Annotated in this window: 22 protein-coding genes; 8 read left to right on the top strand and 14 right to left on the bottom strand. The window is 46.8% G+C overall.

What is annotated here, in order from left to right; genetic code table 11:
* Positions 1–108: 108 nt before the first annotated feature.
* On the bottom strand, positions 109–2,481 hold the full coding sequence (ppsA, locus tag D8S93_RS11900; protein ID WP_006741382.1) for a phosphoenolpyruvate synthase: 2,373 nt from the start codon (positions 2,479–2,481) through the stop codon (positions 109–111).
* 251 nt (positions 2,482–2,732) lie between these two features.
* Between ppsA and D8S93_RS11895 the strand changes: the two genes are divergently transcribed.
* On the top strand, positions 2,733–3,569 hold the full coding sequence (locus D8S93_RS11895; protein WP_005392709.1) for a pyruvate, water dikinase regulatory protein: 837 nt from the start codon (positions 2,733–2,735) through the stop codon (positions 3,567–3,569).
* An 80-nt stretch (positions 3,570–3,649) separates the two neighbouring features.
* On the opposite strand, the gene ansB is transcribed toward D8S93_RS11895, so the two are convergent.
* Positions 3,650–4,714, bottom strand: coding sequence for an L-asparaginase 2 (gene ansB / locus D8S93_RS11890; RefSeq protein ID WP_104970498.1), 1,065 nt, complete (start codon positions 4,712–4,714; stop codon positions 3,650–3,652).
* A 370-nt stretch (positions 4,715–5,084) separates the two neighbouring features.
* Complete coding sequence (locus D8S93_RS11885; RefSeq protein ID WP_021452466.1) at positions 5,085–6,341, bottom strand: adenylosuccinate synthase; 1,257 nt, start codon at positions 6,339–6,341, stop codon at positions 5,085–5,087.
* 105 nt (positions 6,342–6,446) lie between these two features.
* On the opposite strand from D8S93_RS11885, the gene D8S93_RS11880 reads away from it, so the two are divergent.
* The 3 genes from D8S93_RS11880 (at position 6,447) to D8S93_RS11870 (ending at position 8,406) form a co-directional block, all read left to right on the top strand.
* Positions 6,447–7,316 (top strand): LysR family transcriptional regulator, encoded by an 870-nt coding sequence (locus D8S93_RS11880; RefSeq protein WP_006741384.1) that lies wholly within the window; start codon positions 6,447–6,449, stop codon positions 7,314–7,316.
* A 3-nt stretch (positions 7,317–7,319) separates the two neighbouring features.
* Entirely contained in the window at positions 7,320–7,712 is a 393-nt protein-coding gene (locus D8S93_RS11875; protein WP_048624767.1) for a ribosome recycling factor family protein, read from the top strand.
* Positions 7,713–7,791: 79 nt separating this feature from the next.
* A complete protein-coding gene (locus D8S93_RS11870) occupies positions 7,792–8,406 on the top strand; it encodes a LysE family translocator (protein ID WP_114323419.1) in 615 nt (204 codons plus the stop codon).
* A 93-nt stretch (positions 8,407–8,499) separates the two neighbouring features.
* Here D8S93_RS11870 and D8S93_RS11865 read toward each other — a convergent pair whose 3' ends face one another.
* From D8S93_RS11865 to doeA, 10 genes are all read right to left on the bottom strand, one after another.
* Positions 8,500–9,021 carry a DUF2058 domain-containing protein gene (locus tag D8S93_RS11865; protein WP_006741387.1) on the bottom strand — a complete coding sequence of 174 codons (522 nt, stop codon included), beginning with the start codon at positions 9,019–9,021 and terminating at the stop codon, positions 8,500–8,502.
* Between the two features lie 47 nt (positions 9,022–9,068).
* Positions 9,069–9,845: an Asp/Glu racemase gene (locus D8S93_RS11860; RefSeq protein WP_152813356.1), complete on the bottom strand. Its 777-nt coding sequence runs from the start codon at positions 9,843–9,845 to the stop codon at positions 9,069–9,071.
* 56 nt (positions 9,846–9,901) lie between these two features.
* The gene (locus D8S93_RS11855; RefSeq protein WP_006741389.1) at positions 9,902–10,861 is read right to left on the bottom strand and encodes a cyclodeaminase; all 960 of its coding nucleotides are present in this window, start codon (positions 10,859–10,861) and stop codon (positions 9,902–9,904) included.
* Between the two features lie 14 nt (positions 10,862–10,875).
* Positions 10,876–11,850, bottom strand: coding sequence for a hydroxyectoine utilization dehydratase EutB (gene eutB / locus D8S93_RS11850; protein ID WP_006741390.1), 975 nt, complete (start codon positions 11,848–11,850; stop codon positions 10,876–10,878).
* 86 nt (positions 11,851–11,936) lie between these two features.
* Positions 11,937–13,343: an aspartate aminotransferase family protein gene (locus D8S93_RS11845; RefSeq protein WP_053808062.1), complete on the bottom strand. Its 1,407-nt coding sequence runs from the start codon at positions 13,341–13,343 to the stop codon at positions 11,937–11,939.
* A gap of 41 nt (positions 13,344–13,384) precedes the next feature.
* Entirely contained in the window at positions 13,385–14,905 is a 1,521-nt protein-coding gene (locus D8S93_RS11840) for an NAD-dependent succinate-semialdehyde dehydrogenase (protein WP_152813354.1), read from the bottom strand.
* Between the two features lie 155 nt (positions 14,906–15,060).
* On the bottom strand, positions 15,061–15,540 hold the full coding sequence (locus tag D8S93_RS11835) for an Lrp/AsnC family transcriptional regulator (RefSeq protein WP_006741393.1): 480 nt from the start codon (positions 15,538–15,540) through the stop codon (positions 15,061–15,063).
* A 103-nt stretch (positions 15,541–15,643) separates the two neighbouring features.
* Positions 15,644–16,657, bottom strand: a complete 1,014-nt coding sequence (dctP, locus tag D8S93_RS11830) for a TRAP transporter substrate-binding protein DctP (protein WP_005392727.1) — start codon at positions 16,655–16,657, stop codon at positions 15,644–15,646.
* Between the two features lie 332 nt (positions 16,658–16,989).
* Entirely contained in the window at positions 16,990–17,997 is a 1,008-nt protein-coding gene (gene doeB, locus D8S93_RS11825) for a N(2)-acetyl-L-2,4-diaminobutanoate deacetylase DoeB (RefSeq protein WP_006741395.1), read from the bottom strand.
* 54 nt (positions 17,998–18,051) lie between these two features.
* Complete coding sequence (gene doeA, locus D8S93_RS11820) at positions 18,052–19,239, bottom strand: ectoine hydrolase DoeA (RefSeq protein WP_005392731.1); 1,188 nt, start codon at positions 19,237–19,239, stop codon at positions 18,052–18,054.
* A gap of 273 nt (positions 19,240–19,512) precedes the next feature.
* On the opposite strand from doeA, the gene D8S93_RS11815 reads away from it, so the two are divergent.
* The 3 genes from D8S93_RS11815 (at position 19,513) to D8S93_RS11805 (ending at position 22,910) form a co-directional block, all read left to right on the top strand.
* Positions 19,513–20,946, top strand: coding sequence for a PLP-dependent aminotransferase family protein (locus D8S93_RS11815; protein WP_152813352.1), 1,434 nt, complete (start codon positions 19,513–19,515; stop codon positions 20,944–20,946).
* Positions 20,947–21,078: 132 nt separating this feature from the next.
* The gene (locus D8S93_RS11810) at positions 21,079–21,636 is read left to right on the top strand and encodes a TRAP transporter small permease (RefSeq protein ID WP_134645451.1); all 558 of its coding nucleotides are present in this window, start codon (positions 21,079–21,081) and stop codon (positions 21,634–21,636) included.
* On the top strand, positions 21,633–22,910 hold the full coding sequence (locus tag D8S93_RS11805) for a TRAP transporter large permease (RefSeq protein ID WP_005392736.1): 1,278 nt from the start codon (positions 21,633–21,635) through the stop codon (positions 22,908–22,910). The genes D8S93_RS11810 and D8S93_RS11805 overlap by 4 nt, the downstream gene beginning before the upstream one ends.
* A 64-nt stretch (positions 22,911–22,974) precedes the next feature.
* On the opposite strand, the gene D8S93_RS11800 is transcribed toward D8S93_RS11805, so the two are convergent.
* Complete coding sequence (locus D8S93_RS11800; protein ID WP_054866953.1) at positions 22,975–23,976, bottom strand: helix-turn-helix transcriptional regulator; 1,002 nt, start codon at positions 23,974–23,976, stop codon at positions 22,975–22,977.
* Between the two features lie 131 nt (positions 23,977–24,107).
* Here D8S93_RS11800 and D8S93_RS11795 point away from each other — a divergent pair, with 131 nt between their 5' ends.
* On the top strand, positions 24,108–24,869 hold the full coding sequence (locus D8S93_RS11795) for an SDR family NAD(P)-dependent oxidoreductase (protein WP_047008061.1): 762 nt from the start codon (positions 24,108–24,110) through the stop codon (positions 24,867–24,869).
* Positions 24,870–24,903 lie beyond the last annotated feature (34 nt).

Here is a 24,903-nt window from a genome sequence, read left to right as displayed (position 1 = left end):
TTGACTAAATGGCGATCTTGAGAGAGGAATCACGAACTGATTGCGAAATGACGTATGAATAACAAAGCCCTCACAAGGGGGAGTGTGAGGGCTTGAGTTTTTAGCGCGTTACTTGCTGCTAACTTTACCGAGCTGTAACCAAGTATCGATAACGGTATCTGGGTTTAGTGAAACAGAGCTGATGCCTTGCTCCATCAACCATTCCGCCAAATCTTCATGATCTGATGGGCCCTGACCACAAATACCCACGTACTTGCCAGCTTTGGTTGCTGCGTCTATTGCCATTTTCAGCATGATTTTCACCGCCGCGTTACGCTCATCAAATAGGTGAGCAACGTCGCCAGAGTCACGGTCCAGACCAAGCGTTAGCTGAGTCATGTCGTTTGAACCAATCGAGAAGCCATCAAAGTACTTCAAGAACTCATCGGCAAGTACCGCGTTGGATGGCAGCTCACACATCATGATGACTTTAAGACCTTGGTCGCCACGGCGCAGATCAAACTTAGCTAGCAAATCAATCACTGATGCAGCTTCGCTTGGTGTACGCACGAATGGAATCATGATTTCAACGTTTTTCAGACCCATTTCGTTACGAACGCGCTTGATAGCTTGAGTTTCTAACTCGAAGCAATCTTCAAACACTGGAGAAATGTAACGAGACGCACCACGGAAGCCGAGCATTGGGTTTTCTTCATGCGGTTCGTAGGCTTTACCACCAACCAAGTTGCTGTATTCGTTCGACTTAAAGTCAGACATACGAACGATGACGCGTTTTGGCCAGAAAGCAGAAGCGATAGTCGCGATGCCTTCAGTCAGTTTGCTTACGTAGAAATCGATAGGATCTTTGTAACCACGAATGCGCTGTTTAATTTCTGCTTTTAGCTCATCGCTTTGCGCATCAAAGTTAAGTAATGCTTTCGGGTGAATACCGATCATCTTGTTGATGATGAACTCTAGACGAGCAAGACCAACACCTTCGTTTGGAATCTGAGCAAAGTCGAATGCGCGATCTGGGTTGCCCACATTCATCATCACTTTGGTCGGCAGTAGTGGCAGTTCATCAACAGAAGAGCGTTTTACATCAAACTCAAGCTCACCTTGGTAAACGTAACCCGTTTCGCCTTCTGCACAAGATACTGTCACTGTTGCGCCATCAGTCAGTTTGCTTGTCGCATCGCCACAGCCAACGATTGCAGGAATACCAAGTTCACGAGCAATGATTGCTGCGTGACAAGTACGTCCGCCACGGTTGGTAACAATAGCAGAAGCTTTTTTCATCACTGGTTCCCAGTCTGGGTCAGTCATGTCTGTAACTAACACATCACCTTCTTGAACCAATGACATTTGGTCCAGAGAGTCAACCAAACGTACTGCACCTTTACCGATACGTTGACCGATTGCACGACCTTCAATCAAAACATCTGCTTTGTTCTGTAGCTCGTAGCGCTCAATCACGTTTTGTTCCGTTTGTGAACATACGGTTTCAGGACGCGCTTGAACAATGTACAACTTGCCGTCGATGCCATCTTTTGCCCACTCAATGTCCATTGGACGCTGGTAGTGCTTCTCGATGATCATCGCTTGTTTGGCGAGCTCTTTGATCTCTTCGTCGTTCAGTGAGAACGTGTTGCGCTCTTCATCAGAAGTATCAACGATATCAACTTGTTTGCCGATCTCTTGGTTGTCAGAGTAGATCATTTTGATCAACTTAGAACCAAATGTTTTCTTAACGATCGGGTGCTCACCTGCTTCAAGCATTGGCTTATGAACGTAGAATTCATCAGGGTTTACTGCGCCTTGAACGACCATTTCACCTAGGCCCCATGAAGAGGTGATGAAGACAACTTGGTCGAAACCAGACTCAGTATCAAGCGTAAACATTACACCCGAAGAAGCTTTGTCTGAACGCACCATACGTTGGATACCCGCCGATAGCGAGATACCACGGTGGTCGAAACCTTGGTGTACACGGTAAGAGATCGCACGGTCGTTAAATAGAGAAGCGTAAACGTGCTTAGTTGCTTCTAGTACTGCGTCGATGCCTTTCACGTTCAAAAACGTTTCTTGCTGACCAGCAAAAGAAGCATCAGGCAGGTCTTCTGCCGTAGCAGATGAACGAACTGCGACTGAAAGCTCAGGGTTGCCTTCAATCAGTTCTTGGTAGTTTTCACGGATTTCTTGTTCAAGGTCCGCAGGGAAAGGGGCCTCTAATACCCATTGACGGATGGTTGCACCTGTCTTACGCAGAGCTTCCACATCCTCAACGTCTAGTTCATCAAGTAATTGGTGAATACGCTCATCCAAACCTTCGTGGTCAAGGAATTGGTTAAACGCGTATGAGGTTGTCGCAAAACCATTTGGTACAGAAACGCCTGCGTTCGCTAGGTTAGAAACCATTTCGCCAAGTGAAGCATTCTTACCGCCGACTTTGTCGACATCATCCATGGATAGGCCATTGAACCAGAGGGTGTTCTTTTGCATGTCTTTCTCCAGAAACATTGCAGCTTAGTAGGGGGACTTAAATCGCTCTAAACAATCGCATGTTGGCTGTTATTACACGTTGACCATACATTGCTTCATTTAGATTGATATCAAAGGCAAACGATTACGTTCTGGCTGAAAAAAATTCAAAAGAATTTTTAAAGCTGTGGTGAACCTAACTGAAAGCCAAACTGATTTATTAATATTATGTTTACCATCCTACTCAAAAGATTTTGAAAAATTAAACAGAAATGCAAATAAATAACCAAAGTCGTGATGTGTTCTATGTTTCTGACGGTACGGCGATAACATGTGAGACATTAGGGCATGTTGTTCTCGGTCAATTTCCGTTCATTCCTAACGAAAAAACCTTTCCGTTCGTAGAAAGCCAGGACAAAGTTGCTGACGTTGTAAAAGAAATTGAAACTTCCTACCAACGCAATGGCGTCAAACCTCTGGTGTTTTTCTCTATCGTGGTGCCAGACGTACGTGAAATGCTGCTGGAAGCGCCTGCATACAGCTACGATGTGTTGGAAAGCATTGTACAGAAAGTGCAAGACGACATTCAGATGGCACCAAAACCCAAGTTGCAGCGTTCTCGCAGTGTGGGGAAAGATTCCGATACCTATTTCGACCGTATCGCGGCCATTGAATATACATTGGCGCATGATGATGGCATCACGCTAAAAGGGTTGGAGCAAGCCGATATCATCCTGCTGGGAGTATCGCGCAGCGGGAAAACCCCCACCAGCCTATATATGGCGATGCAGTTTGGTTTGCGTGTCGTGAACTATCCATTTATCGCGGAAGACGTGAAGATGATGCGTTTGTTGCCTGAGTTTGAGATCCATCGTCATAAATTGTTCGGGCTTACTATCGACCCTGAACGTTTGACTGAAATCCGTGAGAATCGTTTGTCTGGAAGTGATTACGCCAGTACTGAGCAGTGTAAGTTGGAGCTAGACACCGTAGAGGCGTTGTTTAGAAGAGAGGCGATCCCATATATCAATACGTCCTCTCTCTCTGTGGAAGAGATCACAACGCGTATTCTTGAAAAAGCAGGGATGAAACGCCGTTTGTTTGGTTAACCAGGGGCGCCAACATCGTCGTGTGCAAGAGGAGGCGAGTAACACCTCCTCTTGTGCATCTAAAGATGCCTTACACAGAATTAATAGTATTGGAACATCTTTTGGATGTCTTGATAGTTTTTGGTTTGAGTCAGTGACAGCATCAGTAAGATACGTGCTTTTTGTGGGTTTAGTGTGCCTGAGGCAACAAAGCCATATTTTTCGTCATCAATTTCAGCATCCAAAGTGGTTGAGCCGCTAGGCGTTCGGGAGCTCCTTACAACAACAACGCCATCTTTGCTCGCTTTTTCTAGCTCATCAAAGACCGTGTGGTACAAGTTACCATTACCAACACCAGCACTTACAATACCGTCAAACTTGGCATCAACAAAGGCTTTGACTGGTAAGCTCGACGCATTTGCATAGTTATAAACAATACCTACTTTAGGTAGTGTGTTAAGTTTTGATACATCGAATGGTGTTTCTGTGGTGTGTTTACGCTCTGGGCTTCGTTGATATTTGGCATCGCTATTATGAATGTAGCCGATAGGGCCAAAGTTAGGTGACTGGAAAGTACTGACGGAAGTGGTGTTTGTTTTAGTTACGTCTCGCGCATCGAATATAGTGTCATTCATCGCGACTAACACGCCGCGCCCTTCAGAATCTTCATCGGTTGCTGTCACGACGGCGTTGTATAAATTAACTGGGCCATCAGCACTCATTGCGGTGGAAGGACGCATTGCACCGACAATCACGACTGGCTTTTTGCTCTTGACGGTCAGATCAAGGAAGTAAGCGGTTTCCTCTAATGTATCGGTACCATGAGTAATGACGATACCGTCAACATCATCTTGAGCGAGCAGTTCGTTGACGCGTTTGGCTAATTTAAGCCATACCTCATCATTCATATCTTGTGAACCAATACTGACCACTTGCTCTCCGGAAATATCGGCAATGTTGGTCATGCTCGGAACGGCAGAAATCAATGATTCGACACCGACTTTACCTGCGGTGTAGTTTGACTCTGTCGCAGATTGACCTGCGCCTGCTATGGTGCCGCCAGTGGCAAGAATTTTAATGTTCGGAAGATCGGATTGCGCAAAAGAGAACGAACTGATGCATAAACCGAGAGTTATCGTACTGAGGCGGAAAAGATTTTTCGTCATGGGAATCACCTGCTGTTAGGTTGGATGTTGGGGAACTCATCTATCCTAAAAACAGCGGGTTAGATTTTTTGAGCACTAGTTCAACAAATTGCAGATGAAGATCGTGATCAAGCAATCAGTTAAAGAACATTAATTCAAACAATTAACTTAAATAACGTGCTTCTTTAACAAGTGAGATGTACTAATAACGTGCACAATGCGTTATATGCTCTAATCTATTGATTGATAAATAAAGAGGGAAGGTAGGCGCGATTAGGTTACTAAACACGAATTGAGAAGTGCAATTTCTTCAAAGTTTACAGTGTAAAAAAAAGCGGCTTTACCCCGGAACAGATAAAAGCCGCTTGCCAATGATGTGTTAATTCACATCTTATCGCATAATCATTTGTTCACGGCCTGGACCCACAGACACCATTTTTACTGGTACGCCCATCAGTTCTTCAATGCGTAGAACGTACTTCTGTGCTGCTACTGGTAGCTCTTCAAACTTACGACAACCTGTGATGTCTTCGCTCCAGCTTTCCATTTTCTCGTAGATTGGTGCTAGTGCTGCCGTTTGAGGCCAGATTGGGTTTTCGCTGTGGTCGCCTTCGTAGCCAACACAGATTTTCAGATCGTTAAGACCAGTCAAACAGTCTACTTTAGTTAGCGCAATTTCAGTTGCTGCTTGCAGTTCAACGCCGTTCTTCGTAGCGACAGCGTCGAAGTAGCCCATATCGCGCGGACGACCTGTAGTTGCACCGAACTCGCCTGCAAGTTCACGAAAAGCGTCTTGCTCTTCCATTGCCGTGATCAACGTACCAGTACCTACTGATGAGCTGAATGCTTTTGCAACCGCAATAACGCGCTCAGGACGAAGTGCTGGAAGACCACTGCCGATACCCGCGTACATTGATACAACGTTAGAAGATGTTGTCCAAGGGTACTCACCGTAAACAAGGTCACGACCCGCGCCAAGCTGCGCTTCGAACAATAGAGTTTTGTCTTTCGCTTGTAGTTCTTTTAGAGGAAGCGTTACGTTGCAAATTGAATCGCGCCAAGGTGCAGAGACTTCTAGCAGCCAGTTCGCCAGTTCTTCAGCAGTTTGTTCAAACTCGAACGTCGGGTAAAGCGCACGCAGTTGTGGCAGTTTCCAATCCATCATGAATTGAAGGCGTTCAACCAATACTTCTGGTTGCTTCAACCAACCAACAAGAATGCCTTTCTTCATTACGCGGTCACCGTACGCAGGTGCAATACCTTGACGAGTTGAGCCGTATGCTTTGTCGCCTAAACGCTGTTCTTCTAGCGTATCTTCTAGTGCGTGTAGAGGTAGACACAGTGTTGCGCGATCAGAGATGCACATATTCACTTTTACGCCCGCTTCTTCAACTTCCGCAATCTCCTGAGACAGCAACGCAGGGCTGATAACCATACCCGGACCTAACACTGCCAAACAGTCTGGGTTGAATACGCCACTTGGTAGCTGGTGCAGCTTAAACGTACCTAGATCGTTAACCACGGTGTGACCCGCGTTGTTACCACCTTGGAAACGAATGCTCGCAGAAGCTTGCTCTGCCAAAAAGTCAACGATGCGGCCTTTGCCTTCATCACCCCAGTTTGCACCCACAACAACGATAGACGACATAATTTAATCTCCAAAAACAGATGCAAAAATCTTAAGGCGTTCGCCATAATAAGAGAAATTAATTATACTCATTAACTTGATAAGAATTTCATATCGGAATTGGCAATGTTAGATTTGAACTGGCTGCGAACCTTCGTAACTCTTGCAGAGGTAAAGCATTTCGGCAAAACAGCGACGGAACTGCACATGACGCAACCGAACGTCAGCTTGCATATCAAGCAGTTGGAGCAGGCCACGCGCACGAAATTGATTGAGCGAAATCCTGTGCAGTTGACGCAAGCGGGAAAGCGTTTGTTAGATACGGCGCAGCGGATGCTTAATGAGCTGCAAATTTGCCAATCGGATCTCAATGCCATCAACGATCTTACGCAGGGGACGCTTTCTATTGCGGCGAGCGATATCGTTTCACGTTTACTGCTTATCAAACCGTTCCAGCAATTCAAAAGTGAATACCCGGGTATCGACTTGGCATTGTTCAATACCACGTCTTCTCAAGCGGTGGATTTGGTGAAAAGTGCGCGTGCCGATATCGGCTTTGTTATCGCACAAAAAGAGAGTCAACCGCTGCATTTTACGCCTCTCACGCAAATTCACTGGTGTGCGTTTGGCGATAACATTTTTGAGTGGCAGGACAATCGAAAAGAGAGCCAGACGTTGATTCTGCTAGGGCACGACACGCGAACCCGTGAGCTGATAGATGCGTCTTTACCTGAGTTAAATCTGCCTAAGCATCGCGTGATGGAAGTGGGCAGTGTGGAAGCACAAATCGACTGGGCAGAAGCAGGATTTGGGACCGCCATTGTGCCGGATTTCTCTCTTGATCCGAGGTTAATGCTTTCCCGAGAAGTCACGCCTTTGCCTAGTTTTCCAAACACCGATTTCGGCTACATTGTGCGCCAAAATCAGGTGCTCTCCAAAGCCGCCAAACAGCTACTCACTTGGGTTGGAGAGAATGTGTCAGTAGTGGGAGAGTAACGGATGAAAGATGACGACATTATTGTTTCGCTGCCCTCTCTGATTCATCGCATTGGCGGTGAGAATGCTAAACGCATTAAAGTCATTGCGGCGGATTGCGGGTGTGACGTTAAGCGAGTTAGGCGCTCTCGTCATTGGCAAGTTTCTGGAGAAGCTTTGAACTTAAAAGCGTTACTTGATCAGCTAAAAGCAGGGCAGTGTGAAGAGCTAAGGTTTGTGATGAATAAGTTGGAGAAAGGGTTATCCGTTCATCAGGACAAACTGGAACCGTTGGAAGAAAAACTGATTCGGTTGGTGGTGCAAAACCCAAATATCACCTTGGCGGAGTTGATGACAGAAACACACTGTACGATTGCGCAAGCCAGAGCCGCTCGGTTTGAAGCGGAAATGCTCTAGCGTAGAATTTTTATTTACTCATTCTAGCAGCCAATGTTACGGTGCGGGCTATTACTAAAAATTAAGGCCATTTTTTATCATGGATATTTGGAAGCTCCTCCTTTTTATTCCCGCTTGCTTTGCTCTGAATATGACTCCAGGCCCAAACAACTTATTGGCAATGAATAATGCGCGTTGTTACGGTTTTCGTGCCGCGTTTGTCGCTAGTTTAGGGCGTATTACGGCATTTTCTGGTATGATCGCGCTGTCTGCCTCTGGGCTCGCAGTGATTTTGTACACATCAGAAATGCTGTTTTTAGCGTTAAAGCTGGTGGGGGCGTTGTATCTATTGTGGATTGCATTCAACCTTTGGCGTTCGGAATCGAGCCCGCTCTCTGAGTTAACTAACTCACGCAACTATGCAGGGCTTGCGAAACAAGAGTTTACGCTTGCCGCCGGCAACCCGAAGGCGATTCTTATTTTTACTGCATTTTTGCCGCAGTTTGTAGATGTGAACGCTAACGTTCAAGAGCAGTTTTTTGCCCTTGGCTCCACGTTTTTGATATTAGAAATGGTCGCCATTTCAATTTACGCGATTTTTGGTTTGTACCTTAGACATTGGTTCTCAAATCCAAAAATGGCGAAACGTTTTAATCGCGGATGTTCGCTGTTTTTAGCCGCATCTGGTGTGAATTTGCTACTAAGTAAGCAATAACGCACATCATTTCTGTAGCGTATTTTTTCTATTAAAAAGAGCCGCTGATGTTATATCAGCGGCTCTTTTCGTTTATGCATCTATTGTTTGTTGTTACCACATCAAGTCATCTGGCACGACGAAATCTGCGTATGGGTCGTCTTCTGCTGGAATGTCCGATTCTGGTTCTTTCTGTTCGATGATGACGGATTCATCACGTTGAGCAATTTTATTCGCTACTCCGCGTGGAATGACAACGTAGCTTTCACCGACAATCGCAATGGCTAGAATGCCTTTAATCAACTGTTCACGGATGAGAGCATCAACATACAGTGACTTAACCAAGGTGCCATGGGTGAAGTTGTACTTAATATCGCCATCTTTTAAGTCGATCTTGTTCATCTCAATCAATTGATTGATTTGCGCTTTGATCTCTTTATTCAAACGCTCGGCATTTTGCTGTTCGCTCAATTGTTTATCACGCTCTAACTGTTGGCGTTTATTCTCTTCAACCGCCGCTTTTACTTCGCGTGCTTGAACGCGTGATTTTTTAGAGCCTTTCTTCGCTTTCTTTAGTTTCTTTTCATTAACTAAGCCAGCTTTCAGCATTTGTTCTTGAAGGGTAAGTTTTGCCATGTTTCATCCAGTTAGTGCGCAATTTTGTGCATTTTAGCGAGTCCTTATCAGCAAGGAAAGGGCGATGATGACACGTCGGAGAAATTATCGGACTCAAGCAAACGCAATGCGTCCCAAAGCATCACTTGGTTGGAGCTTAGTACAGGAATACCAAAGCGGCTTGAGAAATAAGGCAGTAGATGCATGACTCGCATGTTCGTGCATGAAATAAATACCGCGTCCACCGTGTAATCAATCGACTCAAGCAGCTGCGCTAAGGCATTTTCTACGTCTTGCCCTCCAATGGTTGGGATATGGGGATCGTAGTCGAGATTGAAATACCCAAAGGCCAGAACGTCAATGCCATGTTCGGTCATGGACTCATAAAGTGGGTGATTGACGTCATTGGTATACGGCGTCAGCATAACGATTCTTTGAGCTTGATGGTGTTCAAGCGCTCTCAGTGCGGCTTGCCAAGGGTTAGTTGTTATGGCTTCGGGTGTCTCTTGACGAATTAAATCAGTGATTTTATCGGAGCCAATGAGCACACTAGCTGACGTACAGCCAAACGCCATGACGTTGATTGGCCACATTGGCACGATGGTGCGTACACACTCGCGGATACTGTTTTGCATGTCTGTTAAGTGCAGAGGATCGACAGTACCTGTAGTGAGAAAGCGTGAAGTGTATAAGCGAACATCTGCGGGTAAATGCTCGCGCCATTCGTTTTCTAGCACATAGTCGGTCGCGAGTTGAATGAGTCCGATTGAACGTTGATAAGCGGATACATCCGCCGAAAACTCAAACTGAGTGGTTAAAGATTGAAACGTACAGAGCTCTGGCATGTTACGGCCCTCAAAAAGTGCGGTGGTTGCCCACCGCCAAAGTCACAGGGAATAAGTTACATCGTGGATTGAATGCTGGTGAGTTGTTGAGCAGTATAGTCAGCGATTGCGGTGTCTTGAACGCCAGTCCCTGTTAAATCACATACCGAAACATCGTCAACACGCCTTGAGTAGGGGTGCTTGCCGCAAATGATGTCGCCAAGTTCGACTAGGCTACGGGTGAGCGGTTTGTCTACACCACGTAATTCGCCAAGTGATTCTGACTGACTGATTCGATCAACCACCAGATGCTCAGCGTTTAGGATGACTGAGGTGGCAAGCTCACGTTTATGAGGGCTGTCTGAACCCATAGCGATCACGTGTGCTCCTGATGGGATATCTTCCCAATTCAGCAAAGGTTCTTTTGATGGTGTTGTCGTGACAATAATGTCGGCTTCTTGGCATGCTTGCTGGATAGAGGAATGCACGGATACGGATAGATCGTATCGTTGCTCCATGCGTTGTTTGTAAGCCTGCGATTTTGTGTTGTCTCTTGCCCAGATGTTCACTTGGGAGATTGGCCTAACTAATTTTATCGCAGCGACTTGGAGTTCTGCTTGAAGCCCACTGCCAATAACCGTAATTTTGGATGCTTCTGAGTTCGACAGGTATTTCGCGGAGATAGCGCCAGCGAGAGCAGTACGAATGTCGGTTAGATACCCTTCGTCAAACAATACGCTATCAACCAGCCCTGTTTTCGCGCTAAAGAGCACCATCAAACCATTTAGGCTGGGTAGTCCCAGTTTTGGGTTATCAAAAAATCCTGGGCTGATTTTTATCGCGAAGCGCTCATTACCTTTGATATGCGCCGTTTTTACATCCACTTCGCCGTTATGCTCTTCAATTGCCATGCTAAGAATCGGAGGCATGGTGACGTTGCCTTGCCCAAGCGCTTTGAAGCCATTTTCCACGGCCGCTAACGCATTAAGATCTAACTGAGTCACTTGCTCTATCTGAGATTTATTATAGATTTTCATTCGCACGACCTCGGTTATTCTTTGACTTGGCGGCCAATTTTTAATGCCGTCTCAAAAGTGTCTGAAGAGACGTTTTTTCCACTGAGCACCAAAACGACTTTCTTACCGCGTAAGTCCAGTTGATGCTGGTGAATGGCGGCAAGCCCCACTGCGGCCGCGCCTTCTACGGCAAATTTTTCTGCATCGAAAATATCTGCCATGCCTTTGGCGATGTTGTGTTCACTGACTAAAAACGCTTTATCCATGACTTCTTGCACGAGTTTGAAGGTATAGCGATTGTCTAAACCTATGCCGCCACCTAAGCTGTCAGCAAACGATTCGTGCTCTTCAACTTGTACTGGTTTTCCTGCTTTAATGCTTTCTACCATCGCTGCGCCTTTGTCCATGGAAACGCCATACACGTTCACTTTGCTGCTGTTTGATTTTGCGGCTAAGCCAATACCACCAATCAATCCGCCGCCAGATAGCCCGGCGAAAATGACGTCGACATCAGGAAGATCTTCAATGATTTCTAGTCCAATGGTCCCTTGTCCGGCGATGATGTCTGGGTGTTCGAATGGTGAGAGATAGGTCATCGACTCTTCTTCTGTTAGCCTCAATGCTTCTCGCTCCGCGTCGTCTTGAGCTTGCCCAACAATTCGAACTTCTGCGCCTAATGCTTTAATTGCGTCGACTTTGTTTTGTGGCACTAAATTGGACATACAAATCACGGTGCGGACTCCTAGTCGTTGCCCAGCATAAGCCACGGCACGGCCGTGATTACCAGTAGAGCAAGTGACGACGCCATGTTGTTTTTGTTCCTCACTCAGTTTGTTCATGGCATGAGTCGCTCCACGCAATTTAAAAGCACCAATAGGTTGTAGTGTTTCCAGTTTTAACCAAATTTCACATTGATATTGTTGCGATAACAGTGGTGAGTGAAGTAATGGTGTGCGACTGACTAATCCGTTAATCGCTTTCTTTGCGGCAAAGATTGCTTGTGTTTCCATGTAGTACGTCTCTTAGGACCGCCCCCTCTAATTTGGTCAGAGGGGGCGGTAATCATTGGTAGGTTTGTGAGTTGGTTAATTCGCGGCTATTTTGGCTGCCACTGTTTGGACGTGACGAGGTTATCCATCACTTTATTGACCGCTTGGTGCGCTTTGTCGACAATAGTGTCGATGTCATTACGGTTCGCGATAAGCGGTGGAGCAAAGCCGAGGATGTCACCATGTGGCATGGCACGAGCGATTAAGCCTTGCTCTAAACAGGCTGCCGCGATTTGCGGACCCACTTTCAAGTTTGGATCAAAGTGTGCTCGGCGGAGTTTGTCTGAAGAAAACTCCAACGCATGCAACAAGCCAACGCCACGAGTATCACCGACCAATGGATGATCGTTAAACGTCTCCGCCATACGTTGCTGCAAGTAAGCGCCGACTTCGGCTGCGTTTTGCACCAGGCCTTCACGTTCAATGATATCGAGGTTGCAGTTCGCGGCTGCCGCTCCCATTGGGTGACCGGAGTAGGTATAACCGTGTCCGATAGCACCCCATTGGTCGGTGCCGTTTTCTAGCACACTCCAAACTCGTTCACCGACGATCACGCCAGATAGCGGTTGATACGCAGAGGTTAACCCTTTCGCTACCGTGATGAGATCCGGTTTCATGTCGTAGTGCAGCGAACCAAAATCGGAGCCGAGGCGACCAAAGCCACACACCACTTCATCCGCAATCAAGAGTACATCGTATTTGTCGAGTACTTTACGAATCGCCTGCCAGTACCCTTCTGGTGGTGGCACAATACCGCCAGTACCGAGCACTGGTTCCGCAATCATCGCTGCCACCGTTTCAGGGCCTTCTTCCAAGATCATCGCTTCGAGTTGATCCGCACAATATTGAGAGAATTCAAGCTCAGACATGCTCTCGTCTTCACGGCGATAGTAATACGGCGCCATGGTGTGCTTGATGCGCTCAAGCGGTAAATCAAAATGTGCGTGGAACAGAGGCAGCCCTGTCATTGAACCCGAAGCGATACTTGAACCATGGTAGCCGCGATCACGGGAGATAATTTTTTTCTTCTCTGGTAGACCACGAGCATTGTTGTAATACCAGACCAATTTAAGTTGAGTTTCGTTCGCATCACTGCCTGACATGCCGTAGTAGACTTTACTCATGCCTTCAGGCGCCATTTTGATGATGCGATCTGACAGTGTCACTAGTGCTTCGTTGGTATGACCGACGTAAGTATGGTAGTACGCCAGCTCTTTGGCTTGTTCATAAATGGCATCGGCCATTTCAGTCCTACCATAGCCAATGTTCACACAATACAACCCGGCAAAGCCGTCTATCAGCTCGATGCCTTCTGAATCGGTGATGCGTATTCCGCTTCCGCTCGAGATAATTCTTCCCGAAAGCTCCCCAGCCGCATACTGCTTCAGGTGGGTTGAGGCATGAAATACTCTCTGACGGTCGATCTCTAAAAGTTGTTGGGTTTTGTTGCTCATGATCCTTCTCCTCGAATAATTGGATATCCATATTTCGTGCCTTAACTGCCACTGACGGTTGGTAAAGCGCCTAAGCAGCAGTATTTGATTTCACTGTATTCTTCAAAGCCGTGGCGACTGCCTTCTCGTCCAAGTCCAGACTGTTTCACGCCGCCAAATGGGATAGGGTGGCCAGTCATCTTGACGGAGTTCACGCTCACCATGCCAAATTCCAAACCACGCATGCAGCGCCAAATTTGGTGAATATCGTGACCATAAACATAGGCAGCTAAGCCGTACTCAGTGTCGTTGCTCATTTCAATCACGGTATCTAAGTCTTGGTAAGGCAATACGCCTGCCACAGGACAAAAATTCTCTTCGCGATACACCGCCATATCAGGGGTGACATCGGCTAGCAATGTCGGCGCGAAGAAGTTTTCGCCTGGTACGGGCTGGTGGTATCCCGCTACCAATCGCGCGCCTTTGTCGAGTGCGTCACGCACCAAATCATGCGCTTTATCCACCGCAGCGCGATTGATCAGCGGCCCCATGGTGGTTTTTTCATCTAAACCATTGCCCAAAACAATGTGGTTCATTTCTTTGGCAAACGCTTCCAAAAACGCTTCGTACTTATCTTCGGGGACGAAAATACGGTTTGCGGCCAAGCAGTCTTGTCCTGCGGTTTGAAACTTGGCATCCACGGCGGCTTTGGCTGCTTGCTCGACATCCATATCTGGCAGCACGATGAAAGGGGCATTACCGCCGAGCTCCATACTGCACTTCTTCACGGTTTGTGCCGCGTCGCGCAGCAGCAACTTACCCACTCGAGTTGAACCTGTGAACGAGAGCGCTTTGACTTTATCGGAGTGACACAAGGTTTGTGACACCATCACCGCATCGCCAGTGATCACGTTAAATACACCAGGTGGAAAGCCAGCTCGGTCTGCTAATTCTGCCAAGGCCAATGCGGAGAAAGGCGTTTCACTGGCAGGTTTGATGAGCACCGGACAGCCTATCGCTAATGCTGCGGCGGCTTTACGGGTGACCATTGCATTAGGAAAATTCCATGGTGTAATCAGTGCAGCGACACCAATCGGTTCGCGTACCGTCGATAGTTGCGCATTCGGAATATGACTTGGGATGGTTTCGCCATAGCTGCGGCGTGCTTCCTCTGCAAACCAACGAACAAAAGATGCGCCGTAGTCGATTTCACCCAAAGCATCACCTAATGTTTTGCCTTGCTCCATAACCATCAAACGAGCAAGATCTTGTTTTGATTCTAAAATCAGATCGTGCCAACGCATGAGAATTTCAGCACGCTCTTCTGCTTGCATTTTTCGCCATTGACGAAAGGCTTGGTCGGCTTCATCAATCGCTTGATAGAGTTGTTGCTGAGATAGCTTGGTGATGTAGCCGATGACCGTACCATCCGCTGGATTATCCACCGGATGAAATTGGTCACCACTTACCCATTTGCCATTTATGTACGCTAAACCTCTCACCAAACGTACGTCTTTCATTATCGCCATCATGTCGTGCGAGGCTTTTAATTCCTCAGCATGTAAGCTGTGCAGTGCTGTCATGAGTCCTTCTCCCAGCGTCGTTGTCCATAGTTAAACTGTAATGGAGAAGTGACCGAAATAATTTCTGATGCCGAGGTTTAAACCATCAAAACTTTCTTTTCCACACCATCAGATATGGTGATTTTTCTGGTCGTCTTTTAAGCGTGTTTTCCCTTTTAGAACAAGGCGTTTTGGTTCACTTCTAATGTGCCTGCATCACGTTTGATTGTTTTCGTCACGATGTAAGTAAAGTAGCGCTCAATGCCCACTTCTGACTCTAACCAGTTGTCGATAAGCCGCTGATATTGATCAATATCTTCCGACTGAATTTTGAGGATGTAATCGACACCGCCTCCTGTGGCATAACAATCAGTGACTTCTGGTGAGTGTTGAACCAGTTGCTCGAAACGTTTGAACGCTTGGGCGCTGTGCTCTTTGAGCGTAACTTCAACCATGACCGACGTTCGTTTGAACAAAACATCGGTATTTACTTTTGCCCCATAGCCTTCAATGATGCCTGCTTCTTCCAGTTTTTTGACACGCTCCCAGCAAGGGCTCACAGATAGGTTAATGGCCTCGGCAAGGTGAGATTTGGTAATACGGCCATTGTCATGAAGTATTTGTAAAATTTTTACGTCGTAGCGATCGAGGCGCATAATTGGTCTCCCTGTAAAATACCAATCAGTTCAGAATAGTTGATGACTGGTCAACCGCTATAAGGTGGCCCGAAGGCCACTCCTTTTTCTGTTATTGATTCTGTTATTGATTGAACTCTTGTTCCAGTGAGCTCAGCACTGCTTTACCGCTGTCGCCTGTAAGCTCGATGTATTTGTCCCGCATTGGCATAGAAGCTTGTTTAAATGCTGCACGTTCGTCACTGTCGAGTTTTATCATCTGCATATCTGGTTTGGCTTGCTTAATTTGATCAAGACGTTTTTGGTTAAACTCATCCTGTTTTTCAAATATAAAGTCAGTCATACCAGCGATGACTTTATTGACCTGATCTTGGCGGGCTTGTGGGAGGGTTTCGAACCAACTGTTGTTGGTAATGACAGTCGTAGTAAATTGTTGCTGTCCTGCCCAGATCATGTAGTCGTTCACTTCGTAGAACTTCATTTCTTCGATAGCAAAAACGGGGTTTACTTGACCATCGATCATTTTAAGTTGCAGAGCACCATAGACTTCTGAGTAGGGTAAAGGCGTAGGGTCGGCTCCAAACGATTTATAAGCCTCAACCAGCATTGGCGATGCCATCACGCGCATTTTGAAGTTATCAAAATCTTTTGGAGAACGAATCTCACGGTTGGTCGTCCACACCATTTCACCTTCTGGATACATAGTGAGAAGTTTGAGGTTTTTCTGTTCTAGCTTTCCGCCGAGTGTGTCATAGATAGTAGGGCTTGAACTCAGCACTTTTTTATTCACATCATTGTCTTGCGACAAAAGGTAAGGGATGGAGAAAACCTGCATTTCGGGCACGAATGAACCAAAAATACCTGGCGATGCGTTGGTAAATTGGATAATACCGTTCGCAGTAAGCTCGGTAAGATCTTCTGACTGACCTAATGTGCCGTATGGATAGACTTCCACTGTGACGTCGCCATCGGTTGCATTTTCGATGCGCTTTTTAAACTCTTGCGCATAAGCATCTTGCACCGAGCCTTTGACTTCTTCTAGAGCGAATTTCCACGTCTCTGCATAAACATTGCTGGTGGCAAAGCTGGCAGCGATCAGTACGGCACTCGTTAGGTAGCTGTGTTTCATCGGATTCATCCATTTCTTCCTTAATCAGTTTGTGAGTCAATTCACCAACGGCAGGTGATACACCAGACCCGATGTTGTGTCGTGTTTAGGGCGTGTTGACCTTTCGAGCTGATTTTTGCAGCGATTTGTGGGTGGCCTGCATAAAAAGCCGATAACGCAGTAGAAATGAACCACAAAGGCTGCCCGAAGGGTTCGAGCTAGGCGCCCCCGCAAAAATCGTTTTATGCTTTGTTGAAGACCATTTGCTTAGAATGACTAGGCTGCATAGTCTTCGCCGCGCCTAAAACGATTTTACCTCGAACAAAATTTAACCGCGAAAGGTCAATACGCCCTAGTAAGAGTTAGTTTAATTCGCCACAGTCTTCGGCAATTACGGCGACCGTGTCACCAATGTTGACCATGGCAGGGAAACGACGTGCAGCAAAAATCCCACTGCGCTGCGCTTTGTATTCGATTGGGTCGCTCCCTGTACGCTCGGTTGAATAGATTCTTGCCAGTACATCGTCTTGTTTGATGGTATCGCCAAGCTCAAATAAGTATTCGGTGATACCGTTGTGCTGGCTTTGCACGTAGCAACTTGCATCGGGCATATCAAGCAACCTAGTTGGCAGGGTTGGTTTTTCGTAATCACCTGATAAGTTGCCCGAAAAACGCAAGAAGTTACGAATACCACGGTCGGCATAAGCGATGGTTTCTGGAGTGCTGGTTCCGCCACCTCTGAGCTCTGTGGTGACGAAAATTTTGCCTTGAGATTCCACTGCGGTGTCGTACAGGCTGGTGGCGTCCATTTCGAGCAAGATCATGGTGTAAGGTGCGCCAAACAGCTTTGCACCTAAGATGCATGCTTCTTCTTGATCGAGGTTGTCGAGGCGATGGGCTGCGGCGAAAGGCACGATGTCTAACGTTTTACCACCTGAATGAATGTCTAACGCAAAATCGCACATGGGTACTAAGTAACGAGTAAAGTAATCCGCGATTTTTTCGGTCACTGAGCCTACAGGGTTTCCGGGAAAGCTGCGATTTAAATTCCCTTTATCGATAGACGATGTGCGCGAGGCATTTTGTACCGCAGGTAAGTTCATCATTGGCACAATAATGACGCGACCTTGGATTTGCTCTGCTTGCAGCGAGTTAGCCAATTTAAGTAGGCTGGTAATGCCTTCGTATTCATCACCGTGATTACCGCCAGTAAGCAGCGCCGTTGGCCCGTGACCATTTTTGATCACGGTGATAGGTATCATGATGCTTCCCCAAGCGGAGTCATCATGGGAATAGGGCAGCGCTAAAAAGCCGTGCTGCACGCCTTCTCGGTCAAAGTCTACGGTGGCTGTGATCGAGCTCTTTTGCATATCGAGTCCTTTTTGTTCTTAAGCCTAGTTCAACAGAACTTACGGTTTGAAAAGTTAGTGTTTAACAAATAAGTGGCGTGGGAAGTCACACAGTGTTTTTGCACCATCACGGGTGATCACAATGCTTTCGGTGGTTTCTAACCCCCAATCTTCAAACCATAGCCCCGGCATAAAGTGGAATGTCATGCCTTCTTTTAATACGGTTTTATCGGTGTCTCGCAAGCTCATGGTTCGTTCGCCCCAGTCAGGAGGGTAGCTCAAACCTATTGGATAGCCACAGCGGGCGCCTTCACGTGAGAATCCTGCTTTATCCAGAACTTGGTTCAATGCGTTGGCGATGTCGGCGCAGGTATTGCCTGGTCTTGCCACTTCTAAGCCTGCTTCGAGACCTAAGGTTAATGCTTCATCTGCACGTTTGAATTTGTCGTCTGGTTCCCCAAGAAAAATAGTGCGAGAGAGTGGGCAATGGTAACGGCGATGCGCCCCAGCGATTTCGAAAAAAGTACCTTCGCCTTTTTTGAAAGGTCTATCGTCCCACGTTAGGTGAGGTGCAGAAGCATCAGAACCAGATGGCAAAAGCGGTACGATCGCGGTGTAATCGCCAAAGTGATCTTCATGCCCAAGTACTGCTTGGCGGTTAATCTCGGCGACAAGATGATGTTTCGGCAATCCTGGCTCGATCATATCGAACGCGACGCGATGCATGTTTTCAACAATGCGAGCTGCGCGGTACATATAAGCTAGTTCTTGATCAGATTTAACGGCGCGACACCAATTGACTAGCCCGGTTGCATCGAGAAGTTGAGCATTCGGCAAGTGCGTGGTGAGTGACTCGTAAGCGGTGGCACTAAAGTAATAGTTATCTTTTTCCACCCCGATACGGCCGCGATCCCAAAGACGCGGGGCGAGTACCGCTTCTACCAGAAAATCCATTGGGTGTAATGGTGGATTCATTACATAATGGTCTGGGTAGTAGGTGATATTTTCTGCCGACATATACGCAGTTCTGTATGCCCCATTGGCATCTTGGCAGCGCCCAAACCAAACAGGCTCGCCAGATGATCCTACAACGACACATTGTGGGACATAAAAAGACCAACCGTCATAACCAGTCAGCCATGCCATGTTAGAAGGATCGTGAATGATAAGGACATCCAACTCTCGTTCTTCCATCGACTGCCGAACTTTTGTTAATCGGTCCTGGAATTCATCCAGTGTAAAATGCAAAGCAACGCCTCTCATATTTTCTCCTTGTTAAAAATCCGACGCCTTATGGGCCTTCGGAGACGTTGAGGTATTTCTACCTTCCACCAGGTCAGCCAGACCTGCGTTTAAAAACTATTGCAACTCACCACTGCGGCTGGGTTTGGATTAAACGATGCCATTTAACATGTTTGTTGAATCTATATTTCTCATGTCAATCATTACAATTGTGGCTCATTTTTGTGCATTACACCGCATTTGATGGCTAAAAACTCGCCATTTGTTAAATTGAAGTTACAATGAGCATTAAAAATGAATCAATTAAAATATTGTGTCATGACAATTTCTTTGAACCCGATCATTCGCCCAGGCACCGCTAAGTACATCTCCATTGGCAATTATCTTGTCGAATGTGTCCGCAGTGGTTACCTAAAACCCGGTACTCGACTACCCACACATCGTGAGTTTGCGGAGCAAATTGGCGTGAGCGTACAAACCGTCAGTCATGCATATGGTTATGCAGAGAAAAAAGGTGCGCTCGAGTCTTGGGTGGGAAACGGTACGTTTGTAAAGTCAGGCTTTGTGGATGAAAGCACGGACACGGAGTTCATGCTGACGCAAGAGATGAAAGAAACGCCGGATGAAATTGATATGTCGATCGCTCATCCGGTAGTAACCGATCGCCACATTACGCTTTTTAATCAGGCGTTAATGGACATTGCTGGGCAAACAAACAATCGCAGTTTGATCAGTAAAGCAAAGCCAGTAACAGGTCAGCCTCATCATATTGAGTCCGGAGCGCGATTTCTCAGTAGCCAAGGGTTAGACGTTGGTACCGATCAAATATTACTCACAAATGGTGCATGCCATGGCTTGACCTTGGCTTTAAGCACCGTTGTTGAACACGGTGATTTAGTCGCTTGTGGTCACTTAGTCGATCATGGCTTGATCTCTCGCTCGAGAATGCTTGGATTTAAGTTGCAGCCGCTTGAGATGGATGAGTTTGGTATCACGCCGGATGCATTTGAATGGGCATGTAAACACAAACCAATCAAGGCGCTGTGTTGCACACCGAGCATGGCCAATCCGAATAGTGCGCATATGGATATTTCGCGCCGAGAGGCGATAGCAAATATTGCAAAGCAGTATGAGATCTACGTGATTGAAGATGACGTGTATGGGGCACTAGAGCCCAATCGTGTCCCACCTCTCGCCGCACTGTTACCCGAGCAGGCTTTCTATGTTACCAGTTTAACCAAAGTCGTAGCGCCAGGTATGCGTACGGGCTATTTAACGGTCCCACGTCATTTTTTGCAGCATGCGATTGGCCGTTTAGCTGCGACGAGTTGGTCTGCGACTCCGTTACCGTTTGAAGTCGCTCATTTGTGGATCGAAAACGGTACATTAAATCGACTTGTTCGATTTCAAGTCAATGAATTTGCCAAGCGCCAGCGAATAGCAAAAGCCACCTTAGAAGGGCATGTTTATAGCTCACACCCGAATGCTCAGCACATTTGGTTGAGGTTACCCGAGCAGTGGAGCAGTGATGATCTGGTCGCTTCGGCTAAGCGTTCTGGGGTGCAGATCACGGGGTATAAACCTTTTGTTCTCGATACTAATCAGCCAATGCCTTACGTGCGAATCAGTTTGGGAGCAGAGACTAATCGAGGCTACATTAAGCATGGGTTATCTGTGATTGCTGAAATTCTCGATACAAACCCTCCAACCTCTCACTTTTTGGTCTGAGCAGTATGCTCTGACCAATTTTTTCTGCGAAAGCGCCAAGTTCAGAAAATCTTTCTTATTCACCTGATTGACTTGATTGTCATGAAAAAGATAACGTTTCATTAACATTTTTGTTGATCAGGAGCAGCGCGGATGAAAGGGATTTTTCAGTGGCTAGATAAATATATACAGAAAGCGGAGGCGGCACTGCTCATTGGCTCGGTGCTTCTTATTGCGTTGAACTCAATTGCTAACGTGTTAGGGCGCTACCTCTTTAGCCAAAGCATCTACTTTTCAGAAGAACTCAATTATTTCCTCATTATCGCCGTCACGTTTATTGGTTGCAGTTATGCTGCCCGCCAATCTCGCCATATCCGTATGACGGCATTTACCGATATGCTTCCAAAGCGTATACAAACTTTAGCCAACGGCATTATTTATTTACTCACCGCCGCATTGGTGGCGGTGCTAACTTGGTATTCGTGGCAATACATTGGCAAGGTGAGCCAAATGGGGCGTCTTTCTCCTGCAATGCAAGTACCTTTGAGTTGGGTGTACTTAATCGCACCGATTGGCCTTTTCTTTAGCACGGTTCAGTTCGCGCGTGTGGGTGGTCGCCATATCAAACGTTTCATAATGCTGACAAAGCGTTCACGCTCATCTCGACCAGATAGAGTCGGCTCTGCCACTAAGCAGGAGAAAGCGCTATGACGACCGCTCTTGTTGCAACGATGATCACGTTGTTGGCTTTTGGCTTTCCGATGCTGGTACCGCTATTAGCGGCGACCATGTTGGGATTTATTGTTTTTCTTGGCTTGGGGCCAGATTTTATGATCCAGCAAATGCTTGCTGGCATCAAACCCGCTGCGTTGATCGCAGTACCGATGTTTATTCTCGCGGCAGAAATTATTACCCGAGGCGTCGCAGCAACGCGCTTGCTAGATGTCGCAATGGCGTTTGTTGGGCACGTTCGTGGCGGTCTGGCGATCACCTCATCGCTTAGCTGTGCGATGTTTGGTGCGGTATCGGGGTCGACACAAGCCACCGTTGTTTCTGTTGGCTCTATTATGCGACCGAAAATGTTGGAGTATGGCTACAAAGACAGTTTTGCTCTTGCTTTGATTATTAACGCCTCTGACTTAGCGCTCCTTATTCCACCGAGTATCGGTATGATCATCTATGGTGTGGTGTCTGGAACATCGGTTGCTGAGCTGTTTATTGCTGGTATTGGACCGGCGATCGTGATTTTATTGATGTTTTCTGCCTACTGTTATTTTTATGCAGGTAAAAGCTCTGTAGAAAATGCCCCGCGAGCCAGCTGGAAAGAACGTTGGACCACAATACGTAAAGCGGTTTTACCATTTGGTTTTCCGATCATTACTGTTGGCGGTATTTATGCTGGAGTATTTAGCCCTACCGAAGCGGCGTCGGTTTCGGTGTTGTACGCAGTGTTATTAGAAATGGTTATCTTCCGTAAAGTGAAATGGAAGGAGCTTGGCGAAATCGCGCTTTCTACGGGCATGGTTACCGCGGTGGTATTTATCTTAGTCGCAGCAGGGGCTGCTTTTTCTTGGGTAATTTCATTTGCCCAGATCCCGCAAGAATTGTTGGGTATGATCGGGATTAATGATCTTTCGCAGACCGAGTTACTGGTCGTTATTTCAATTGCGTTCTTTATTGGTTGTATGTTCGTTGATCCAATCGTAGTGATGCTGATTTTGATCCCTATCTTTGCACCTGTGATTAAGTCCTCTGGCATTGACCCAGTACTGGTCGGCACCATCGTGACCTTGCAAGCTGCGATAGGTTCTGCAACACCACCATTTGGCTGCGACATCTTTACCGCAATTGCCGTGTTTAAACGCCCTTATGTAGAAGTGATTCGCGGCACGCCACCGTTTGTGTTCATCTTGCTTTTGGTCTCTGTGATGCTGATTTTCTTCCCTTCGATTTCACTTTTCTTACGTGATTTAGCGTTTCGATAGTATCGACTAAACGCTCAAAGCCGCTGAATATCAGCGGCTTTTTAATCTATGCTCTCAAACTGGTTCAACTTATTCTGTTCTCCAGTCTCCATTGGCTAGGCGACTTTCCTGTCCAACTGCGAAAGTGGCGGCTGAATACCGCAGTTTCTGCATAACCCAGTTGCAACGCGATATCGGTAATACTCTGAATATTCTCACTTAAACGCTGCTCGGCGAAATCCTGACGCACTTGCTGCAACAGCTGTCGATAACTCGTGCTCTGCTGCTTTAGCTTGCTTTGCAGCATTCTCGGATGCAGGTCTAATGCTCTTGCAACGCGCTCCACGCTGCATTCTCCCGTCGACAACAAACGACCAATCATATTCGCTGCTTGATCACTCAGATTGTTAGGATAGCGGGTTTGTAAATACTTGAGGTGCTGTTGAAAGTGGCGATCCAGTGCGTCTTCGTCTTGGTGGTTCTTAGCGTTAAGCAGACTCGCTTTAAGTAGGATACCGTCAAACTTATCACCGAAACGCAGTTTGTTCTGTTGGGCAAACTTGCTTTGCTCTACTTCCAAGGTTGCGTGTTGAGTCAAATGTAGCGCGAAGTGGCTTGCTTCAATATCGAGCAAACTGGCGATAAACATGGCTAAGTGTGACACACTGAGCTGCATCAACTGCGCAATACCGCGGTCACTATTCACATCAATATTGAGCGACAATCGTACCCAATCATCTTGTGGCGTCATGTTGAGAGTAACGCCTGACGAATGCAAATAGAGATAATCATTCACCCGCGCCAATGCATCACCGACCGTTTCAGCACGAGAAACCAGCATCGGCAAATCGCCTAAACTTTGCAGGTTTTGGCGCTCGGCGAGTAACGCACCAAACAACGGTTGCTTACAACGAGCAGCCGCTTCTTCCAGCAATTCAGCCAATCTTGGATAAGCGAGATACGTATCGGGATCGCGAAACTGCGCGGCAGACAGGCCAGCAGCGGCCATTATCTCTTGCGGATTCTGACCTAATTCTGAAACCAAGCTATCAAATTTATCGGCAGCGCCACTTCGTACGATATACATGTCTCGATTTTTAAATGTTAACAGGTTGTAAATCTCAATATATCAAATTTACTTCGTAAAAGGTCAAGTGAGTGCCAGTGAGTTGATCTAAGTTACATTTCGATAACAACAACGCATGGATGAGAAGCTGTATGGAACTTATCAATAAAACTGCCATAGTGACTGGCGCTGCGGGTGGAATTGGGCAAGCTATTATTGCAAAGCTAAGAGAGCAAGGAGCCAAAGTGCTTGCTGTCGATATTTCAGAGCAATCACTGCAAATGTACGCAAGTTTTGGCTCTAAGCAGTTGGAAACCTTTGTTGCGGACGTCACCGATTACCAACAAGTCGAAGCCATGGTGAGGTACGCGGTCGAACAATTTGGCTCACTTGACATCATGGTCAACAATGCAGGTATCGGCGCACCGAAACCTCTGCTTGAACATGATCCTATCGCCGACTTTGAGCCTATCTCTAAAGTCAACCAAAACGGCGTTTACTATGGCATTCTCGCCGCTGGACGACAATTCCAAGCGCAAGGGACACCGGGCGTGATCCTCAATACCTCTTCCGTTTACGCCCAAATGGCCTCCGAGATGACGTTTACCTACAACGTCAGTAAAGCCGCAGTCGATATGATGACCAAATGCGCCGCTCTAGAGTTAGCGCCTCTGGATATTCGTGTGTGTGCCGTCGCTCCGGGACGCGTCGATACTCCGATGTTAAGGCAATACGAAGAGATCGGCTTGTGGAACCACATCCGCAAAGAACAGATGCGCCAAAACTTCACGCAACCAGAAGAGATTGCCAACGTGGTAGCGTTTCTTGTCAGCGAGAAAGCCAACTGTATCAACGGCTGCACCATTAGCGCATCTGACGGTTTCGAGAATTTTAAGTACCCACTCATGGGATAGATGGAATAGGCGAGCACGCCAAATTACAGCAATA

This window comes from Vibrio sp. VGrn 2 (genome assembly GCF_009361695.1).
Lineage (GTDB): Bacteria > Pseudomonadota > Gammaproteobacteria > Enterobacterales > Vibrionaceae > Vibrio > Vibrio diabolicus.
This window is presented reverse-complemented; position numbering and strand designations above follow the sequence as displayed.

What these genes read in the sequence shown, in the direction of transcription:
- ppsA (WP_006741382.1), bottom strand. Translation starts at nt 2,481, where the DNA reads ATGCAAAAGAACACCCTCTGGTTCAATGGCCTATCCATGGATGATGTC.
- D8S93_RS11895 (WP_005392709.1), top strand. Translation starts at nt 2,733, where the DNA reads ATGCAAATAAATAACCAAAGTCGTGATGTGTTCTATGTTTCTGACGGT.
- ansB (WP_104970498.1), bottom strand. Translation starts at nt 4,714, where the DNA reads ATGACGAAAAATCTTTTCCGCCTCAGTACGATAACTCTCGGTTTATGC.
- D8S93_RS11885 (WP_021452466.1), bottom strand. Translation starts at nt 6,341, where the DNA reads ATGTCGTCTATCGTTGTTGTGGGTGCAAACTGGGGTGATGAAGGCAAA.
- D8S93_RS11880 (WP_006741384.1), top strand. Translation starts at nt 6,447, where the DNA reads ATGTTAGATTTGAACTGGCTGCGAACCTTCGTAACTCTTGCAGAGGTA.
- D8S93_RS11875 (WP_048624767.1), top strand. Translation starts at nt 7,320, where the DNA reads ATGAAAGATGACGACATTATTGTTTCGCTGCCCTCTCTGATTCATCGC.
- D8S93_RS11870 (WP_114323419.1), top strand. Translation starts at nt 7,792, where the DNA reads ATGGATATTTGGAAGCTCCTCCTTTTTATTCCCGCTTGCTTTGCTCTG.
- D8S93_RS11865 (WP_006741387.1), bottom strand. Translation starts at nt 9,021, where the DNA reads ATGGCAAAACTTACCCTTCAAGAACAAATGCTGAAAGCTGGCTTAGTT.
- D8S93_RS11860 (WP_152813356.1), bottom strand. Translation starts at nt 9,845, where the DNA reads ATGCCAGAGCTCTGTACGTTTCAATCTTTAACCACTCAGTTTGAGTTT.
- D8S93_RS11855 (WP_006741389.1), bottom strand. Translation starts at nt 10,861, where the DNA reads ATGAAAATCTATAATAAATCTCAGATAGAGCAAGTGACTCAGTTAGAT.
- eutB (WP_006741390.1), bottom strand. Translation starts at nt 11,850, where the DNA reads ATGGAAACACAAGCAATCTTTGCCGCAAAGAAAGCGATTAACGGATTA.
- D8S93_RS11845 (WP_053808062.1), bottom strand. Translation starts at nt 13,343, where the DNA reads ATGAGCAACAAAACCCAACAACTTTTAGAGATCGACCGTCAGAGAGTA.
- D8S93_RS11840 (WP_152813354.1), bottom strand. Translation starts at nt 14,905, where the DNA reads ATGACAGCACTGCACAGCTTACATGCTGAGGAATTAAAAGCCTCGCAC.
- D8S93_RS11835 (WP_006741393.1), bottom strand. Translation starts at nt 15,540, where the DNA reads ATGCGCCTCGATCGCTACGACGTAAAAATTTTACAAATACTTCATGAC.
- dctP (WP_005392727.1), bottom strand. Translation starts at nt 16,657, where the DNA reads ATGAATCCGATGAAACACAGCTACCTAACGAGTGCCGTACTGATCGCT.
- doeB (WP_006741395.1), bottom strand. Translation starts at nt 17,997, where the DNA reads ATGCAAAAGAGCTCGATCACAGCCACCGTAGACTTTGACCGAGAAGGC.
- doeA (WP_005392731.1), bottom strand. Translation starts at nt 19,239, where the DNA reads ATGAGAGGCGTTGCTTTGCATTTTACACTGGATGAATTCCAGGACCGA.
- D8S93_RS11815 (WP_152813352.1), top strand. Translation starts at nt 19,513, where the DNA reads ATGAATCAATTAAAATATTGTGTCATGACAATTTCTTTGAACCCGATC.
- D8S93_RS11810 (WP_134645451.1), top strand. Translation starts at nt 21,079, where the DNA reads ATGAAAGGGATTTTTCAGTGGCTAGATAAATATATACAGAAAGCGGAG.
- D8S93_RS11805 (WP_005392736.1), top strand. Translation starts at nt 21,633, where the DNA reads ATGACGACCGCTCTTGTTGCAACGATGATCACGTTGTTGGCTTTTGGC.
- D8S93_RS11800 (WP_054866953.1), bottom strand. Translation starts at nt 23,976, where the DNA reads ATGTATATCGTACGAAGTGGCGCTGCCGATAAATTTGATAGCTTGGTT.
- D8S93_RS11795 (WP_047008061.1), top strand. Translation starts at nt 24,108, where the DNA reads ATGGAACTTATCAATAAAACTGCCATAGTGACTGGCGCTGCGGGTGGA.